The following is a 16,822-nucleotide window of genomic DNA, read 5'->3' as shown; positions in this document are numbered from 1 at the left end:
ACTAGGCCATACCGTCGTCGACTTTGGCCACTAGCCTGTTTTTTCTTTAAAAAACAATAAAATCAAGGAAAATTATTTGCCTGCTAGTTGGCGAAACCGAGCGATCCTTACCTATAGTTAGCTTGGTTGGGGCCGGATAACGGCAACATGAGGAGATAATAAGAGCAAGGTCAGGGAGAGACCGATGCCGCAAATTTTCCCCCGTCGGGCAAATTCGCTGGTCAGCATGGCACTCTGGGGAGGCGCCTTCGGCGTCGTGATCCTCATCCTGGTTGCCGTGACGATCGGAAGTTCGGCTCACGACACCGGGGTATATACCACACCGGAACAGCCGGTGCCCTTCAGTCACGAGCATCATGTGAGCGGTCTGGGACTGGACTGCCAGTATTGCCATACCGGCGTCGAAAAATCCGATTTTGCCGGCCTGCCTCCCACTTATACCTGCATGACCTGCCATTCCCAACTGTGGACCAACGCCGAGATGCTCGAGCCGGTGCGGCAGAGCCTGAAGCGTGATGAGCCCATCGAGTGGGTCAGGGTGCATGATCTGCCCGATTTCACCTATTTCAGTCACCGCGCTCACGTCAACAACGGCGTCGGCTGCGAGTCGTGCCATGGACGTGTCGATGAGATGCCTATCACGTCCCAAAGAAAGCCTCTGACCATGCAGTGGTGCCTCTCCTGTCACCGTAACCCCGAACCCAATCTTCGGCCTGCCGACAAGATCACGGCAATGGGCTACGACCCTGCCAAGGACGGAATTCCGGGCCATGAGCTGCTGGAACGCTATGCCATCCGCAAGGACAACCTGACCGAGTGCGTCACATGTCATCGATAAGCCACGACGAACTGCAGCACATTCGTGAGCGGCTGGGCCAGGCGCGAGGACCTCAGTACTGGCGCAGCCTGGAGGAACTGGCCGAGAGCGAGACTTTCGGCCAGTTCCTGAATCAGGAATTCCCTCGCCTGGGCGCCGTCTGGGAAGCCCCCATGGATCGGCGCGGTGCACTCAAGCTCATGGCGGCCAGCATGGCACTGGCCGGGTTGACCGCCTGCGGCAGGCAACCACTGGAATTCATCGTTCCCTACGTCAACATGCCGGAGGGCGAAGTGCCGGGCATGCCCCGCTATTACGCCACCTCGCATCTGATCGGCGGCTACGCCCACGGCTTGCTGGCACAGGCTCATCAGGGACGCCCAGTCAAGCTGGAGGGCAATCCGGACCATCCGGCGACGCTAGGGGCCTGCGATGTCTTCTCCCAGGCCTCGGTATTGTCGCTGTATGACCCGGACCGCTCGGCCGCGGTGATGAATCGCGGCGAGGTGGCCGGTTACGGCACTTTCCTGCTCGAACTGAACGAGAAGCGCCTGGTCTGGGATGACACACAAGGGCGCGGTCTGCATCTACTCACCGGTAGCCTGACCTCGCCAAGCCAGTTCGCCTACCTACAGGCGCTACTCGAGCGCTGGCCACAGGCACGCTGGTACGTGCATGAGCCCATCGATCGCTATGCCGTCTATGCCGGTACGGAGCGTCTGTTCGGCGAGCCGCGGGAAGCGGTCTACCACTTCGACCAGGCCCTGGTGGTCGCCTCGCTGGGCGCCGATTTCATGCAGGCGCAGCCGGGCTTTCTGCGCTATGCCCACGATTTCATGGAACAGCGCCGCCCCCGCGACAACGATGGATTTCTGGCTCGCCTGTATGCCGTCGAGTCGACGCCCAGCATTACCGGTAGCATCGCTGACCACCGTTATCGCCTGCCTTATCACCAGACACTCGATTTCGCTCGCCAGTTCGCCGTGGCCATGGGGCTCGATGTCGAGCCGCCCGCGCAGCCGGTAGTGCCGGATAGCTGGCTGCAGCCGATGGTGGACGATCTGCAAAGGCATGCCGGCAGGGCCGTAGTGGTTCCTGGCGATCAGCAACCGCCCGAAGTGCATGCCATTGCCCATGCCATCAACGAGCGCCTGGGCGCCTATGGCAAGACGGTGACTTATATCGAGCCGGTGGATGTCGGCCACACTGCACGCCCCTTGAGCGAGCTGACCGGGGAAATACAGGACGGCCGGGTGGAGTCGCTGGTGGTCATGGGCACCAATCCCGTCTACACGGCACCGGCCGATCTGGACTTTCAGCAGGCCTACCGTCAGGTGCCCTGGCGCCTGCATTGGGGCGAATATTACGATGAGACGGGGCAGGTGTCCCACTGGCACATTCCGGCTCGCCACCCGCTCGAGACCTGGGCCGATGCCCGCGCCTACGATGGCACCATCAGCCTGTTGCAGCCGTTGATCCAACCACTGCACGGCGGCAAGAGCGCCCTACAGTTCCTGGCGGCCATGGGCCAGGGCACCGACGAGGATGCGCGTCGGTTGCTGATCGACTATTGGCTGGAGCAGTACGTTGGCAGCGATTTCGAAACGTTCTGGCGGCGCAGCCTGCGCGACGGCATGGTCGCCGACAGCGCTTTCGCCACACTGAATTCGCCGCTGCGTGACGACTGGATGCACACGTTGTCGTTCGCCCCAGGCGAACGTATTCCCGACGATGCCATCACGCTGCAATTGCAACCCGACCCGGCGGTCTGGGACGGTTCGTATGCCAACAACGGCTGGTTGCAGGAACTGCCACGGCCGCTGACCAAACTGACCTGGAACAATGCCTTGCTGATCAGTCCCGTACTGGCGCAGGAATACGGGCTGAAAGAGGGTGATGTGGTACGCGTCAAGGCGCAAGCCGGCGAGGCCGAGGTCGAGGTGCCGGTGTATCCACTGCCGGGCATGCCGGATCGCGCCGTTACGCTGCAACTGGGATATGGCCGAAAGGGTATCGGGCATATCGCCGACGGCGTCGGCAGCGATGCCTATGTGTTTCATACCACGGACCGCCATTGGGCGAGCCCGGTCACGCTGGAGACGCTGGATCGCCACGAGACGCTGGCCACGACCCAGAATCACCATGCCATTCATGGGCGCGACCTGATTCGCGCCACCACGCTCGAGGAATATCGCAAGCATCCCGAGTTCGCCAAGCATCCGGGGCCTCACGAATCCCTGTATCCCGAGCCCTGGCCCGCCGAGCGGGAGGCCGAGTATGCCTGGGGCATGGCTGTCGACCTCACCGCCTGCATTGGCTGCAATGCCTGCGTCACGGCCTGTCAGGCCGAAAACAATATACCCATCGTTGGCCCCGAAGAGGTGTCGCGCGGCCGTGAAATGCACTGGATCCGCATCGACCGCTATTTCGAAGGCCCGCCGGAGAGTCCGCATCTGTTTTTCCAGCCGGTGCTGTGCATGCACTGCGAGAACGCGCCGTGCGAATACGTGTGCCCCGTCGAGGCTACCCAGCACTCCGCCTCTGGGCTCAATGAAATGATCTACAACCGTTGCATCGGTACGCGTTACTGCTCGCAGAACTGCCCGTACAAGGTGCGACGCTTCAATTGGTTCGATTACACCGGCGAGCAGGCAACCTATACGCAGCCCGAGCCCGTTCACAATCCCGAGGTCACGGTGCGCTCGCGCGGGGTCATGGAAAAGTGCACCTTCTGCGTCCAGCGCATCAACCGGGCGCGCATCACCGCGGATATCGACGATGAACCGATTCCGGATGGTGCCCTGCAGACTGCCTGCCAACAGGCCTGCCCGACCCAGGCCATCGTGTTCGGTGACATCAGCGACGAGCGCAGTCACGTCAGGCGGCTCAAGGACCATCCGCTGAGTTATGGCATGTTGGAACACCTCAACACGCGACCGCGGGTGTCGTACCTGGCCGGTGTCGGCAACCCCAACCACGATGTCGAGGCACCGCAGCCCGATCCGCTGGTCGCGCCGGAGCAGGAAAAGGCGAACGTGCATCAGGCATCGGCGGAAGGCCTCGATTATGACGAACAGATCGTGAGGATCTTCGAGCCTGACCCGATAGCCAACGGCAGGGGAGGAAAGGCATGAATCGGCACGACAAGCATCGCCCCTTGCTGCCTCCCGATCTCACCCACGCCCGGCTGACCGAGCGGATCAGCAATCTGGTGCTGCGTGATCCCTCGCCGCGCTCGTGGTTCGTGGCATTGCTCGTCTGTGCGCTGATCGCGTTGATGTTCTTCGCCGCGCTGGGCTATGTGTTCGAGGTGGGGGTCGGGCTCTTCGGCATCAACATTCCCGTCGCCTGGGGCTTTCCCATCACCAACACGATCTGGTGGATCGGGATCGCTCACGCGGGCACGCTGATTTCCGCCGTGCTGTTGATCACCCGACAACCATGGCGCGCCTCGATCAACCGCTTCGCCGAGGCCATGGCCATGTTTGCGGTGGTGCTGGCCGGTGCCTATCCGATCATCCACCTGGGGCGTCCCTGGTTCTTTTATTACCTGTTGCCATACCCCAACGACATGGAGTTGTGGCCGCAGTGGCGCAGCCCTCTGGTGTGGGACTTCTTCGCCATCTTCACCTATCTGGCCTTCACCGCATCGTTCATGTACCTGAGCCTGCTGCCCGACCTGGCGACGCTGCGCGACCGGGCCTCGAGCTGGTTCGGCCGGGTGTTCTACGGCACGCTGGCCATCGGCTGGCGCGGCTCCGCCACGCATTGGGCGCGCTACGAGAAGGCCAACATGATTCTGTCTTCGGTGGCGGCTCCCATCGTGGTGGCCGTCACCGGGATCATCTCGCTGGATCTGGCGGTGTCCATCGTGCCGGGCTATCACTTCACCATCTTTCCACCGTACTTTGTGGCCGGGGCGCTGTTCTCGGGATTCTCGACGGTGGCGCTGCTGGCCGTGCTGCTACGCAGCATGTTCGGACTTCAGGATCTCGTCACGCGTACTCACCTCGACTACCTGGGGCGCATGATGCTGGTGTTCGCGCTGGTCGTCGATTACGCCTACACCCAGGAGATGTTCTTCGCCTGGTATTCCGGTGAGGACTATTACCGCTACGTGTATATCGATCGTTGGACCGGGCCCTATGCACCGGCCTGGTGGAGCATGATCTTCTGCAATGTGGTGCTGGTGCAGTTGCTGTGGTTCAAGCGGGTGCGTCGTTCGCCGATCGCCATGCTGTGCCTGGCGATCACCAGCGATATCGGCATGTGGCTCGAACGCTTCCAGATCGTTTTCACCTCGACGCATGCCGATTACATGCCGTCGGCCTGGGGCGAAGCCTGGCCGACGGTTTGGGACTGGGCCGTCTTTATCGGTTCGCTGGGGGTCTTCGGCGTGCTCTTGCTGCTCTTCGTACGGATCATGCCGCTGATTTCTCTGCATGACATGCGAGGACTCATCGCCAAGCGCAACAAGGGAGGCGAGGATGGCTGAGGAGTATGGCGTCATGGCGCGCTTCGAGACTGCCGAAGCTTTGGTGGCCGCCGTGCAGGGCATGCGCAAGGCCGGTTATCGGCGACTCGAGCCTTGTGTGCCGTATCCGGTGGAGGGCCTGACCGAGGCCATGGCGTTCAAGCCGCGCTGGGTGCCGATCATGTCGTTGATCGCGGCCATTCTCGGGGCGGCTGGTGTCTATTTCATGCAGTGGTATGCGAGCGTGCTCAGCTACCCGTTCGTCGTGGGCGGAAAACCACTGCATAGTTGGCCAGCGTTCCTGATTCCCGCGTTCGTGTTCGGGTTGCTGTTCGCGGTAGTGGGCGCTGTCGTAGCCATGCTTTTCGGCAACCGCTTGCCCCGGCCCTATCATCCGGCTTTCAACGTCAGCGAGTTCGAACGCGCCACGGACGATGGCTTCTTTCTGATCGTGAATCGCTACGATAGCCGTTATGCCGGAGGGAGGACGATCGAGCGCCTGCGTGAACTGGCGGCGGTCGAAGTCTGGGAGGTCCCGGAATGAGTCGCCTGGCAGGATTCGCCATCCTGACGCTGGCGCTGGTCATGGCGTTGACGGCCTGCGACCAGGAGCCGATGGCCAACCAGCCCAAGTACGAGACTTACGAAGCGGCGCCTGAATGGCCCGACGACCAGTCGGCACGTGTGCCCGTCGCGGGCACCGTGCCTCGCGATGCGCCTGTCGAGCTGGCCGTGTCGGAGACCTTGCCGATGCCGTTGACACGAGAACTGCTCGAACGGGGGCAGGCGCAATTCAATATTTACTGCTCGCCCTGCCATGCACGCACCGGCTATGGCAACGGCATGATCGTGCAGCGCGGTTTCCCATCGCCGCCATCGTTTCATACCGACCGCCTGCGCAATGCGCCATTGCGTCATTTCTACGATGTCATCACCGACGGTTATGGGGTGATGTACTCCTACGCCGATCGTGTGCCGCCGCATGATCGCTGGGCCATTGCCGCCTACATCCAGGCCTTGCAGCTTTCCCAGTATGCCGAGCTGGACGACCTGACGGAGGAGCAACGCACCGAGCTGCGTCAGCACGACACGTCAGCGACGCAACCCCCGATATCGGCAGGACAGGAGGGCCACCAATGACGAGACCGCTGGTACCGATCATCGGCCTGGTGGCCCTGGCCATATGCGCCGTCGGCGCCTTTTACGACTGGAGCGCATTCCTGCGTAGCTGGCTGGTGGCTTCGCTGACCTGGGGAGCGCTGCCGCTGGGAGCCATTGCGGTATTGATGACCTTCGGCATGACCGGGGGTGCCTGGGGCCAGGCCAGCCAGACGGTGTGGCGCGCCTTGGCGATGACCATGCCACTGTTTGCGCTGGTCATGCTGCCGTTGCTGTTCGGTGTCGACGAGCTGTTCTCGTGGACACGTCCACCCAGTGAATTGCCCGAGGTAGTGCGTCGCAAGCTGCTCTATCTCAACGAGCCTTTTCTGCTGGTGCGCTGGGCAATCTATTTCGTCGTCTGGCTGGGGCTAGCCTGGTTGGTGGCGTACAAAGCGCGCCTTGCCAAGCCTGTCGCGGCGCCGGGGTTGATTCTGTGGGTTTTCACCCTGACATTCTTTTCCACCGACTGGTACATGTCGCTGGAGCCCGAGTTCTATTCGGATGTGTTCGGCCTGGAGCGGATCTGTGCCATGACGGCCAGCAGCATGGCGGCAGGCTTGTGGATACTTGCACCGCACGTCACGCCGTCGATACGCAAGGACATCGCCAACATCTGGCTTGCCGTATTGCTGAGTTGGGCGTTCATGGGATTCTCCCAATTGATCATCATCTGGTCGGGCAATATCCCTGACGAGATCGTCTGGTACATCCACCGTGCCGAAGGGGGCTGGCAGTGGATCGGTCGAACCTCGTTCGTGCTCTTCCTGCTGATTCCCTTTGTCATTCTGCTATCCACGGCTGCCAAGCAGAGCGGGGTATGGCTGCGCATTGCCACCGGCATCTGTCTCGTCGGTTACGTGCTGCAAACGCAATGGATGGTGTTACCCGCGTTCGAGGAGTGGCGGTCGGCTCAGACCTGGCTCGATCCGGCAGCGATCGTGGCGCTCGGTGGCGGTTTTCTTTGGCTGATAGGACGAAGCCTGCAACGTCAGGAGAAGCGCAATGAGTGAAGCGGCCAATCCCACTGCAGGACACGAGCAGCGTGATGTGCCGGCGCGCATTCCCGTGCTGTTCATCGCCTTCATGGCGGGCTTCGTGCCGCTCTGTCTGCTGGCGCTTTGGATGCTCATGGCCTCGGTATGGGAGGAGGTGCCATACCCGCCCAACCCGTTCGCCGGGGATCCGGTGCCGGCCAACATACCGGAGGTGCCGCAGCTGCAAGCCGCGCCCAAGGTGGATCTAGCCGTCTTCAATCGAGCGGTGAGCGAGCAGTTGCATGGCCTCGGTTGGGTCGACCGGGAGATTGGGCGTGTACACATGCCCATCGAGCGGGCCATGCAGTTGCTGGCGGAACGTGGCCTGCCCGAGCGGGGCGTGCATGCCAACCAAGGGATCGTTTTGACAGAACCGCCGGTTGGCAAGGGCGTGGATGCCGTCGATATGGAGGTGGATGTCTCGGCGGCCGAAGCCGTAGCGGAGCCGGAAGTGATCGTCGATCCCCGGGTAGGACAGGAGGCAGGGAATGAATGATGAGGTGGCAGCCTATCTGCCCGAGGTGGAAAAGGGACTGCATCTGATCCCGACGCAGGCGACCGAGCATGCCGGCCATGTCGATCATCTTTATTTCGCTCTGGTTGGCGCTAGCGTTGTCATTCTACTGATGGTGGTGGGGTTGATCGCCTTCTTCGGTTTTCGCTACCGGGCGGGAAACAAGACAGCCGATCGCTCCAATCTACCTTCCACCCGTACCGAGAACCGGGTCGAGATTGCCGTGCTTGCCGCAATGTTGGTGGCCTTCATGGGCTTTTTCGCCTGGGCGACGACGCTGTACCTGGATGGCTATCGCGGGCCTGAGCCGGCCATGACCATCGATGTCGTCGGCAAGCAGTGGATGTGGAAGATACAGCATCCCGACGGCACGCGGGAGATCAATGCGCTGCACGTGCCCGTGGACGAAGTCATTCGGCTGCGCGTGACGTCGCAGGACGTCATACACAGCTTTTTCGTGCCGGCGTTCCGCATCAAGCGGGATGTGGTGCCGGGTACCGAAAAGACGGCATGGTTCAAGGCGACCGAACCGGGGGAGTACCGGCTGTTCTGTGCCGAGTACTGCGGCAGCTTTCATTCGCGCATGCTGGGCAAGGTGGTGGTCATGGAGCGCGGAGACTATCAGGCCTGGCTTACCCGGCAGGGATCCGGCCAGACGCTGGCCACCGCCGGCAAACAGCTTTTCGAGGCGCATGGCTGCAGTGGCTGTCACATGGGCAAGTCGAGCGTTCGAGCCCCTTCGCTGGATGGCCTCTATGGACGTAGCGTGGCTCTCGAGAGCGGCGAGGTGATTCTGGCGGACGAAGCCTATATTCGGGACTCGATCCTGCAGCCCGACAGGCACATCGCAGCTGGCTATGAACCGATCATGCCGAGCTTTGCCGGACAGCTCAAGGAGGAGGAGATCTTGCGCATCGTTGCTTATATCAAGTCCCTGCAGCCTGGCGACTGGATCAGGACGTCGGTCGAAGGGAATGAAGGAGAAGGCCAATGAGCGAAGCTGCGGCCAATCAAGCCAGCGAAAGCTATCTGACTAGCGGGTGGAAGATTCGCGACTGGCTGCTTACCACGGATCACAAACGCGTCGCGTGGCTGTACACGATATCGATTACGGCCTTCTTCTTTTTGGGTGGGCTTGCGGCCCTGGTCATTCGCCTCGAGCTGATGACGCCCGACGGTGATGTGGTCAGTGCCGACGCGTACAATCAGCTGTTCACGATTCATGGCGTGGTGATGGTGTGGTTCTTCCTGATCCCGTCCATTCCCAATACGCTGGGCAACTTTCTGCTTCCGCTGATGGTCGGCGCCAAGGATCTGGCTTTTCCCAAGCTCAACCTGATCTCCTGGTACATCTACACCGTGGGTGGCTTGTTCACTATCGCGGCAGTAATCACCAGTGGTGTGGATACCGGCTGGACCTTCTATACGCCGTATTCGACCCAGTATGCCGACCGGGCGGTCGTGGCGGCGTTGATCGGGATATTTGTAGTGGGCTTCTCGTCGATCGCCACGGGTATCAACTTCATCGTCACCACCCACAAGATGCGTGCACCTGGGCTGACCTGGTTTCGTCTGCCGCTGTTCGTCTGGGCCAACTATGCCACCAGTCTGGTCATGGTCCTGGCGACACCGGTGCTGTCCGCGACCCTGATCCTGCTTCTTCTCGAGCGTGTGCTGGGGATCGGTATCTTCGACCCGGCGCTGGGCGGCGATCCCATCCTCTTTCAGCATCTGTTCTGGTTCTACTCGCATCCCGCGGTCTACATCATGATCCTGCCGGGGATGGGGGTCGTATCGGAATTGATTACCTGTTTCTCGCGCAAGACCGTGTTCGGCTATCACGGTATGGCCCTGTCGATTCTGGCAATCTCCGTATTCGGCTTTCTGGTCTGGGGGCACCACATGTTCGTCTCCGGCCAGAGCCTGTATGCCGGGCTGATGTTCTCGCTGTTCTCGTTCTTCGTGGCACTGCCGTCGGCCATCAAGACCTTCAACTGGACGGCGACCCTGTACAAGGGAAAACTGATCTTCTCGGCGGTCATGATCTATGCGCTGTCCTTCGTCGGACTGTTCACTATCGGCGGATTCACAGGCATCTTTTTGGCGTCACTGGCGGTCGACGTCCACGTGCATGACACTTACTTCGTGGTCGCGCATTTCCACTACATCATGGTCGGCAGCATGGTCACGGCCTATATCGGTGGGTTGCACTTCTGGTGGCCGAAAATGACCGGGCGTATGTATCCGGAGATCTGGGCCAAGGTGGCGGCGTTGGCGTTGTTCATTGGCTTCAATCTGACTTTCTTCCCGCAGTACCTGATGGGGTACGCCGGTATGCCCCGGCGCTACCAAACCTATCCGGAAGACTTCCAGATACTGCATGTCATGTCCTCGCTGGGGGCCGGGGTGCTGGCGATCGGCTACCTGCTGCCGTTGGTCTACCTGCTCTGGTCGCTGCGCTGGGGTAAGCGAGCCCCACCCAATCCCTGGCGTGCCGCCGGGCTGGAGTGGCGTACGGATTCGCCGCCACCCAAGCACAACTTCCTGGAGCCGCAAACCGTGACAGGACCTCCTTATGACTACGACACCATCGACAACAAGTAAGGCGGCGCCCGACGAGCAGTTCGACGACCTGACTCAGCAGCGTCAGGCGGACCTGATGGGCATGTGGATATTCCTGGCCACCGAACTGATGCTGTTCGGAGGAATATTCACGGGATTCACCGTTTACCGCTTTGCCTACCCCGAGGTATTCGCCGAAGCGGCGACTCATCTGGATCTTAGGCTGGGCACTTTGAACACGGCACTACTCGTCACCAGTAGCCTGTTCATGGCATTGGCGGAACGGGCCGCCAATGCCGAGCGGCGTCGGCTGACGCTGATCTTCCTGATCGTCACGATATCCATCGGTGTTGTCTTTCTGGGTATCAAGGGCTACGAATGGCATCACGAATACACCGAAAACCTGATGCCGATCCTGGGGTTGGAATTCGAATATCCGGGGGCGCATCCCGATCGTGCCGAGATGTTCTTCAACTTCTATTACGTGCTGACCGGGCTGCATGCCGTGCATATGAGCATCGGGCTCGGCATGCTGAGCGTGTTGGTCGTGTTCACCTTGCGCTGGCGCGATCCCCCGCGGCTGGGCCGTCAGATTCAAATGAATGGGCTTTACTGGGCCTTCGTGGATGTGGTCTGGGTGTTCATCTTCACGACCCTATACCTGCTACGCGCATAACGGAGGGCTGCACTATGAAGGATGTCAGGGCGCCGGTCCTCGCCTGGGGGGCATACCTGATCGTGCTGGGGGCTAGCGTCGCCGCCACGAAGCTGACGTCGGGCCTCATGGGACACGTATTCAGCCTGATATGTGCGGCGATACTGGCCTCATTGATCCTGACGTTCTTCATGGGGCTCAGGGCGGCAGACAACCTGCTGCGAGTTTTCGCACTGGCCGGCCTCATGTGGCTGACGATCATGGTGGTACTGACCATGATGGATTATGTCATGCGTGACATTGGCGAATGCCCCAATGCCCAGGCGGACGAGGTGGCGACAAACGCCAGCGGATGCCCGCTCGATAGTGCGCGTGCTGCTGACAACCCCTAACGGCTAGCTCGTAGGGAGAGGAGTGGGGACATGCGGCTGAGGCGAATGCCGGGTAAGAATCCGTTCCTCTTCCAGGCGATGCAGCATGGCTCTGACAGACGCGTCAGTGAAGAACGCTTCGAGCTGTGCCGCCCTGACTTGGCCGATGCCCGGGTATTGCTGCCAGTGATGCGCCTTGCGCATCTGCAGGGCTTGCACGTCCAGTTCGGCCTGCCATGTTTCCACCACACTGGCTGGCAATGACGGCATGCCAAGCGCCATCAGCCAGTCGATGCCAGGCCGCTGGCGTGCCTGGCGGAAGGCGCTAAGCCAAGCCTTGGCCCTGGCATCGGCAACGCCGGGTAGCGAAACGAGCTGGGCCTTGTCCACTGTCAGCCAATCCAGCAGGTCATCGATGACATCGTACTCGACCAGTTGGCGCCAGGTCGCCGGGCCGATGCCGGCCATGCCCAGGCCGTCATCGCTTCCCAGCCACTCCAGACGTGCCAGGAATTGCGCTTTACAGGCTTTAGTCAGGGTCAGGCAGGAATGTCGAGTTTGCGCCAGCGCTCCAGCGAACCCAGGCTGACCCGAGTGATCGTTCGATCGTTCAGCTCGACCGGCTGCAGTATGGCCACCGGGGTGATACGCCCTGTGCGTCCAATCGAGAACTCGACGCTCTCGACCTGCGCCAGGCGTTGGCGGGCAGGATGCTTCCACGCAATGGCCCAGGCGGGCGGTTGCGCCACCCAGGTTGCGGCAGGAGGACGTTGGCTTTGGCGCACGACGATGCCATCGGTGGCAAAGGGCAGGGGAGCGTGATACCAGACGTCTCGCTGTTTAGCGATCTCGTCGAAGGCTGCAACGGGCAGGGTATAGTCGGCGGTGTCCAGGCCCCAGGCCGTGAGCGTGGCCAGCCGGGCTTGCATGGTAGCGGGGCCGTCGGGCCAATCCCACACGAATAGTCCGATGCGCTGCCCATCGCTGGCATCCAGAGCATGGCGCGCCAGGAGTCCAATCACGTCCGAGCGAGCGCCCGCCGTGCCATCTTCGGACTGGATGTGATCCGCACGCTTCAGATAGAGCTCGCCTTGCAGTACCACGCGAGGCGGCGCGTTCTCGAGTCGTTCAGGGATTGCCGGAATCTGTCTGGCTTGTGTCAGCCAATTCTGGCCACGTACGCCATCGCCGCGGCTGACGGCTTCAGTGAGTGCGCCGTGTTCATAGAGCAGGGTGATAGCGACACCGTCGACCTTGGGCTGAATCCAGAGAGAGTGCTGTTGATGCGCCATCAGCCATTCGGCCATGGTCTGGCGAGAATCGGCCTTGGTCAAACCGGTCTGGACAATGGGATGAAGAATGCGGTCATCGGCGGGTGAGGGTGGGGCGGGGACCGAGTCAGGCAGTTCAGCCTGGCCGAGACAGGCGCGCCAATGCTGTTGGCGTCGTTTGGCGGCGTCGTAAACGCCATCTTCCACCAGGCGCTCACCGCGTTGATAGTAGGCTTCGTCCCAGCGGTCGAGCTTTGCCTGCAGACGGTCAAGGCCGTGGTGAAGCTGCTGTGGCGTGCCGGATGGGCAGTCGGTCGTCGCCGACAAGGCGGGAGCCGGCCAGCCGAGGATCGACATCACTAGAACGAACAGATACCGATAACGCATTGGCCCTCTTGGTCAGCAGAAAAAATGTCTCGTCCGGTGGTTACACCGGACGAGACAGGCATCATGCCGCTTCGGTTTGTGACAGGCGGGCGTAATCGAGCAGAATCTCGGCGCTTTCGACGATCTGCGCACGATCGATAGGCTCGTTGTCTTCACTCTCGGCAGCCTGTTCGGCTTCTTCTTCCCGGGCATCGATCCAGCTATCCAACGGATCCAGCCCCAAGGCCCGACGCCGCTGATTTTCCAAGGAAAGCTGCTCGCTCTCTTGAGCGTCCATTTCGCGCTGGCGTTGCTCGCGATTGAGACTGACCGAGGTCTGTTGCTCGCGGAGCTGCTTGATCAAGGCGGCTTGACGTTCCAGATAGGTGAAATTGGGTTCATGAGCGATGCGCTCTTCATGCAGGTTTTCCAGGGTTTCCAGATAACGCTTGGGTTCACCGTATTGACGGTACTGCACGGAACGAACCGTGTCCCAGGGCAGAGCGTTTTCCAGACTGCTTTCGCCGATCACGTCCGGGTCGACCAGGCTGGGGAACAGCAGATCGGGATAGACGCCTCGGTGTTGGGTGCTTTCGCCCGTAATGCGGTAGAACTTGGCACGGGTCAGTTTGATCTGGCCATGGCTCAGGTCGTTAAGCGTCTGCACGGTGCCCTTGCCGAAGGTGCGGCTTCCGATGACGAGCCCGCGACCATAGTCCTGAATGGCGCCGGCGAAGATCTCCGAGGCGGATGCCGACAGGCGGTTGACCAGTACGGCCAAGGGACCCGAATACAAGCTACCGCTGTCGGTGTCGCCGTACAGACTGATACGCCCCTGGGCGTCGCGAACCTGAACGGTTGGCCCCCGATCGATAAACAGCCCGATCAGTGAGTTGGCTTCTTGCAGCGCACCGCCGCCATTGTTGCGCAGGTCGAGCACGATGCCCTCGACACCCGCGGTCTTGAGTTTCTCGATCTCCTGGGCTACGTCGCGGGTCGTGCTGCGATAATCCTCTTCGCCAGCCTGCCAGGCATCGAAATCGACATAGAAGGTCGGAATGTCTATCACGCCGATGCGATGTTCGCCCCCGTCGCGGGTGACTGTGACCACCTCGCTGTTGGCAGCCTGATCTTCCAGCTTGACGGTATCGCGTACGATCTTGACGACGTGCGAACGGGTGACATCGACAGCCTTGGCGGGAATGATATCCAGGCGGACCGTCGAACCCTTGGGGCCACGGATCAGGTCGACGACCTCATCGAGACGCATGCCGACGACATTGGTGATGTCGCCTTCTTCGCCCTGACCGACGCCAACGATACGATCCGCGGGTTGCAGCACGCCGCTCTTGTCGGCCGGCCCCCCGGGGACCAGGCTGGAGACCTTCACGTATTCGCCCTCGGTCTGCAGCAGGGCGCCGATGCCTTCGAGTGACAGACGCATCTGAATGTCGAAGGACTCGCCCTGACGCGGCGACAGATACTCGGTATGCGGATCGGTGGTGCTGGTGACGCCCGCCATGAACAAACCGAACACATCTTCGGGATTGGTCTGGCGAATACGCGTCAGCTGACTGGCGTAACGATCGCGCAGCGTCTCTTCGATCGCCTCGGGGGTCTGGCCACTCAACTCAAGCGACAGGGCGGCATTCTTGAGCCGCTTCGTCCACAACGTATCCAATGCCGCTTCGCTACCCGGCCAGGGTTCGTCGCTACGCTCGATGGCCAGGCGCTCGTTGGTGGTGTAATCGTAATCCAGGCCGGCATCGATCTCGTCGATGAGCCATTCCAGGCGATTTTCGACGCGTTGCTGGTATACATTGTAGAACTCATAGACCCGCTCGAGCTCGCCTTCCTCTACGGCCTCGTCAAGGCTCGTCTGCAGATCGCTGAACCGGCTGATATCGCGCTGAATCAGATAGGCCCGCTGTGAGTCGAGGACGTCAAGGAACTGGTCGAAGGCCCGCTCCGACCAAGTGTCGTTGAGATTGACATCGGCATAGTGGCCATACCGAAGCGATTCTGCGACCTCGGTCGCGGCCTGACGCTGGTCATCGGTAGGGCTGAGATCCGCAAGCGCCGGAACACTCAGCACGGCCAGAAACGAAACGAAGAAAGCGCGCCGAGTGGCTGCTGTCAGGCTCATCAATAGAAGCACTCCCGGATTCATGTACACTCATTTCCCTAAGTGACCGACGCAGGCGATGCATGGACGCCGGCCAGCCATTGTAGCAGTCTGTGTCGTCATACACAGACCTTGCGAGGATAAACATGCCCCACGATCCCACTCTCGAACGGTTATTGGCTTTCCTCCAGCGTTCGCCGACGCCATGGCACGCGACACATAACATGGTGAAGCGTCTCGAACAAGCCGGTTTCCGACATCTCGACGAGACTCAGGCCTGGTCGCTCTCGCCGGGCGAGCGTATCGTCGTGACGCGCAATGACTCCTCGCTCGTTGCGCTGCAATTGCCCGAGAGCAGGCTCGACGCGCTGCGCATGATCGGCGCTCACACCGATAGCCCTGGGTTGCGCCTCAAGCCCAACGCACCGGTCATCGGTCACAACTGGATGCAACTGGGCGTAGAAGTCTACGGTGGTGCATTGCTGGCGCCTTGGTTCGATCGCGATCTGGGACTGGCTGGCCGAGTCCATGTGAGGCGCGACGATGGTCGCCTGCAGGGCGTGCTGATCAACGTCGATCGACCCGTGGCGATCGTGCCCAGTCTGGCGATTCATCTGGATCGAGAGGCCAACAATGGGCGTGTCCTCAATGCCCAGACCCAGATGGCCCCCGTATTCCTTCAAGGCGGCGAGCATAGCGATCTGCCGCGACTAATCAAGCGTTGGCTGTACGAACAGCATAAGCTTGAGAACGTCGATGTCCTCGACTTCGAGCTGTGCCTCTACGATACGCAGCCGCCGGCTAGAATCGGAGTCGAGGACGAACTCATCGCCAGTGCTCGCCTGGATAATCTATTGTCCTGCTTCATTGGTCTGGAAGCCCTGCTGGACTGCGACGGCACCCAGGGCGCTGTGCTTGTGGCCACCGATCATGAAGAGGTCGGCAGTGCCAGCGCGTGCGGGGCTCAGGGGCCTTTTCTCATCGATGTGCTGCGCCGGATCCATGCCCAACTTGGCGATGGAGACGAGGAGAGCTGGATTCGCATGGTCCAGTCATCGCGTATGATCTCCTGCGACAATGCCCATGCCCTGCATCCCAATTTTACCGACAAGCATGATCCCGCTCATGGGCCTGCCATCAACGGTGGTCCGGTGATCAAGGTCAATGCCAATCAGCGCTATGCGACCAACAGTGCGACTGCGGCGCTGTTTCGCGATATTTGCCATGAAGCCGGCGTGCCGGTCCAGACGTTTGCGACTCGCGCCGACATGGGTTGTGGCAGCACGATCGGGCCGATCACGGCGACAGAACTTGGCGTACCCACCCTGGATGTCGGCGTGCCGCAATGGGCCATGCACTCGATTCGCGAAACTGCCGGGAGCAAGGATCCAGGCTATCTGATCCGTGCGCTGGTTGCGTTCCTGAATCGCCGTACCCTGAACTGACAGATAATTTCAAGCGCCACTCGTGCA

15 protein-coding genes are annotated in these 16,822 nt (G+C 61.0%); 12 read left to right on the top strand and 3 right to left on the bottom strand.

Annotated features, from left to right (window positions below):
- Positions 1 to 184 precede the first annotated feature (184 nt).
- The 11 genes from MHM84_RS19595 to MHM84_RS19545 are packed head-to-tail and all read left to right on the top strand — an operon-like array spanning position 185 to position 11,609.
- On the top strand, positions 185 to 838 hold the full coding sequence (locus tag MHM84_RS19595) for a cytochrome c3 family protein (protein ID WP_239268415.1): 654 nt from the start codon (positions 185 to 187) through the stop codon (positions 836 to 838).
- Positions 826 to 3,951, top strand: a complete 3,126-nt coding sequence (locus MHM84_RS19590; protein ID WP_239268413.1) for a TAT-variant-translocated molybdopterin oxidoreductase — start codon at positions 826 to 828, stop codon at positions 3,949 to 3,951. Before MHM84_RS19595 ends, MHM84_RS19590 begins: the two co-directional genes overlap by 13 nt.
- On the top strand, positions 3,948 to 5,312 hold the full coding sequence (nrfD, locus tag MHM84_RS19585) for an NrfD/PsrC family molybdoenzyme membrane anchor subunit (protein WP_239268411.1): 1,365 nt from the start codon (positions 3,948 to 3,950) through the stop codon (positions 5,310 to 5,312). The genes MHM84_RS19590 and nrfD overlap by 4 nt, the downstream gene beginning before the upstream one ends.
- A complete protein-coding gene (locus tag MHM84_RS19580; protein ID WP_239268408.1) occupies positions 5,305 to 5,835 on the top strand; it encodes a DUF3341 domain-containing protein in 531 nt (176 codons plus the stop codon). The genes nrfD and MHM84_RS19580 overlap by 8 nt, the downstream gene beginning before the upstream one ends.
- The gene (locus tag MHM84_RS19575; protein ID WP_239268406.1) at positions 5,832 to 6,431 is read left to right on the top strand and encodes a c-type cytochrome; all 600 of its coding nucleotides are present in this window, start codon (positions 5,832 to 5,834) and stop codon (positions 6,429 to 6,431) included. Before MHM84_RS19580 ends, MHM84_RS19575 begins: the two co-directional genes overlap by 4 nt.
- Complete coding sequence (locus tag MHM84_RS19570; RefSeq protein WP_239268404.1) at positions 6,428 to 7,462, top strand: hypothetical protein; 1,035 nt, start codon at positions 6,428 to 6,430, stop codon at positions 7,460 to 7,462. Before MHM84_RS19575 ends, MHM84_RS19570 begins: the two co-directional genes overlap by 4 nt.
- A complete protein-coding gene (locus MHM84_RS19565; RefSeq protein ID WP_239268402.1) occupies positions 7,455 to 7,982 on the top strand; it encodes a hypothetical protein in 528 nt (175 codons plus the stop codon). Before MHM84_RS19570 ends, MHM84_RS19565 begins: the two co-directional genes overlap by 8 nt.
- Positions 7,975 to 8,994 (top strand): cytochrome c oxidase subunit II, encoded by a 1,020-nt coding sequence (gene coxB, locus MHM84_RS19560; protein WP_239268400.1) that lies wholly within the window; start codon positions 7,975 to 7,977, stop codon positions 8,992 to 8,994. Before MHM84_RS19565 ends, coxB begins: the two co-directional genes overlap by 8 nt.
- Positions 8,991 to 10,604 carry a cbb3-type cytochrome c oxidase subunit I gene (locus tag MHM84_RS19555; RefSeq protein WP_239268398.1) on the top strand — a complete coding sequence of 538 codons (1,614 nt, stop codon included), beginning with the start codon at positions 8,991 to 8,993 and terminating at the stop codon, positions 10,602 to 10,604. Before coxB ends, MHM84_RS19555 begins: the two co-directional genes overlap by 4 nt.
- Positions 10,576 to 11,238, top strand: a complete 663-nt coding sequence (locus MHM84_RS19550) for a cytochrome c oxidase subunit 3 (RefSeq protein ID WP_239268396.1) — start codon at positions 10,576 to 10,578, stop codon at positions 11,236 to 11,238. The genes MHM84_RS19555 and MHM84_RS19550 overlap by 29 nt, the downstream gene beginning before the upstream one ends.
- A gap of 14 nt (positions 11,239 to 11,252) precedes the next feature.
- Positions 11,253 to 11,609 carry a hypothetical protein gene (locus MHM84_RS19545; protein WP_239268394.1) on the top strand — a complete coding sequence of 119 codons (357 nt, stop codon included), beginning with the start codon at positions 11,253 to 11,255 and terminating at the stop codon, positions 11,607 to 11,609.
- A 3-nt stretch (positions 11,610 to 11,612) separates the two neighbouring features.
- Here MHM84_RS19545 and MHM84_RS19540 read toward each other — a convergent pair whose 3' ends face one another.
- The 3 genes from MHM84_RS19540 to MHM84_RS19530 form a co-directional block, all read right to left on the bottom strand.
- Positions 11,613 to 12,056, bottom strand: a complete 444-nt coding sequence (locus tag MHM84_RS19540) for a helix-hairpin-helix domain-containing protein (protein WP_239268391.1) — start codon at positions 12,054 to 12,056, stop codon at positions 11,613 to 11,615.
- Between the two features lie 71 nt (positions 12,057 to 12,127).
- Positions 12,128 to 13,246: a hypothetical protein gene (locus MHM84_RS19535; protein ID WP_239268389.1), complete on the bottom strand. Its 1,119-nt coding sequence runs from the start codon at positions 13,244 to 13,246 to the stop codon at positions 12,128 to 12,130.
- 61 nt (positions 13,247 to 13,307) lie between these two features.
- Positions 13,308 to 15,371, bottom strand: a complete 2,064-nt coding sequence (locus tag MHM84_RS19530) for a carboxy terminal-processing peptidase (protein ID WP_239268386.1) — start codon at positions 15,369 to 15,371, stop codon at positions 13,308 to 13,310.
- Between the two features lie 125 nt (positions 15,372 to 15,496).
- On the opposite strand from MHM84_RS19530, the gene MHM84_RS19525 reads away from it, so the two are divergent.
- Positions 15,497 to 16,795, top strand: a complete 1,299-nt coding sequence (locus MHM84_RS19525; RefSeq protein ID WP_239268384.1) for a M18 family aminopeptidase — start codon at positions 15,497 to 15,499, stop codon at positions 16,793 to 16,795.
- The last annotated feature ends 27 nt before the right edge of the window (positions 16,796 to 16,822 follow it).

The sequence above is a fragment of the Halomonas sp. McH1-25 genome (assembly GCF_022348165.1).
Classification (GTDB): Bacteria; Pseudomonadota; Gammaproteobacteria; order Pseudomonadales; family Halomonadaceae; genus Modicisalibacter.
The sequence above is the reverse complement of the archived record's forward strand: the minus strand, read 5'-3'. Positions and strand labels throughout refer to the sequence as shown.

Coding starts and splice junctions, on each gene's coding strand:
- MHM84_RS19565 (WP_239268402.1), top strand. CDS start 7,455: ATGAGTGAAGCGGCCAATCCCACTGCAGGACACGAGCAGCGTGATGTG.
- MHM84_RS19535 (WP_239268389.1), bottom strand. CDS start 13,246: ATGCGTTATCGGTATCTGTTCGTTCTAGTGATGTCGATCCTCGGCTGG.
- MHM84_RS19590 (WP_239268413.1), top strand. CDS start 826: ATGTCATCGATAAGCCACGACGAACTGCAGCACATTCGTGAGCGGCTG.
- coxB (WP_239268400.1), top strand. CDS start 7,975: ATGAATGATGAGGTGGCAGCCTATCTGCCCGAGGTGGAAAAGGGACTG.
- MHM84_RS19540 (WP_239268391.1), bottom strand. CDS start 12,056: ATGGCCGGCATCGGCCCGGCGACCTGGCGCCAACTGGTCGAGTACGAT.
- MHM84_RS19580 (WP_239268408.1), top strand. CDS start 5,305: ATGGCTGAGGAGTATGGCGTCATGGCGCGCTTCGAGACTGCCGAAGCT.
- MHM84_RS19570 (WP_239268404.1), top strand. CDS start 6,428: ATGACGAGACCGCTGGTACCGATCATCGGCCTGGTGGCCCTGGCCATA.
- MHM84_RS19555 (WP_239268398.1), top strand. CDS start 8,991: ATGAGCGAAGCTGCGGCCAATCAAGCCAGCGAAAGCTATCTGACTAGC.
- MHM84_RS19550 (WP_239268396.1), top strand. CDS start 10,576: ATGACTACGACACCATCGACAACAAGTAAGGCGGCGCCCGACGAGCAG.
- MHM84_RS19530 (WP_239268386.1), bottom strand. CDS start 15,371: ATGAGCCTGACAGCAGCCACTCGGCGCGCTTTCTTCGTTTCGTTTCTG.
- nrfD (WP_239268411.1), top strand. CDS start 3,948: ATGAATCGGCACGACAAGCATCGCCCCTTGCTGCCTCCCGATCTCACC.
- MHM84_RS19525 (WP_239268384.1), top strand. CDS start 15,497: ATGCCCCACGATCCCACTCTCGAACGGTTATTGGCTTTCCTCCAGCGT.
- MHM84_RS19595 (WP_239268415.1), top strand. CDS start 185: ATGCCGCAAATTTTCCCCCGTCGGGCAAATTCGCTGGTCAGCATGGCA.
- MHM84_RS19575 (WP_239268406.1), top strand. CDS start 5,832: ATGAGTCGCCTGGCAGGATTCGCCATCCTGACGCTGGCGCTGGTCATG.
- MHM84_RS19545 (WP_239268394.1), top strand. CDS start 11,253: ATGAAGGATGTCAGGGCGCCGGTCCTCGCCTGGGGGGCATACCTGATC.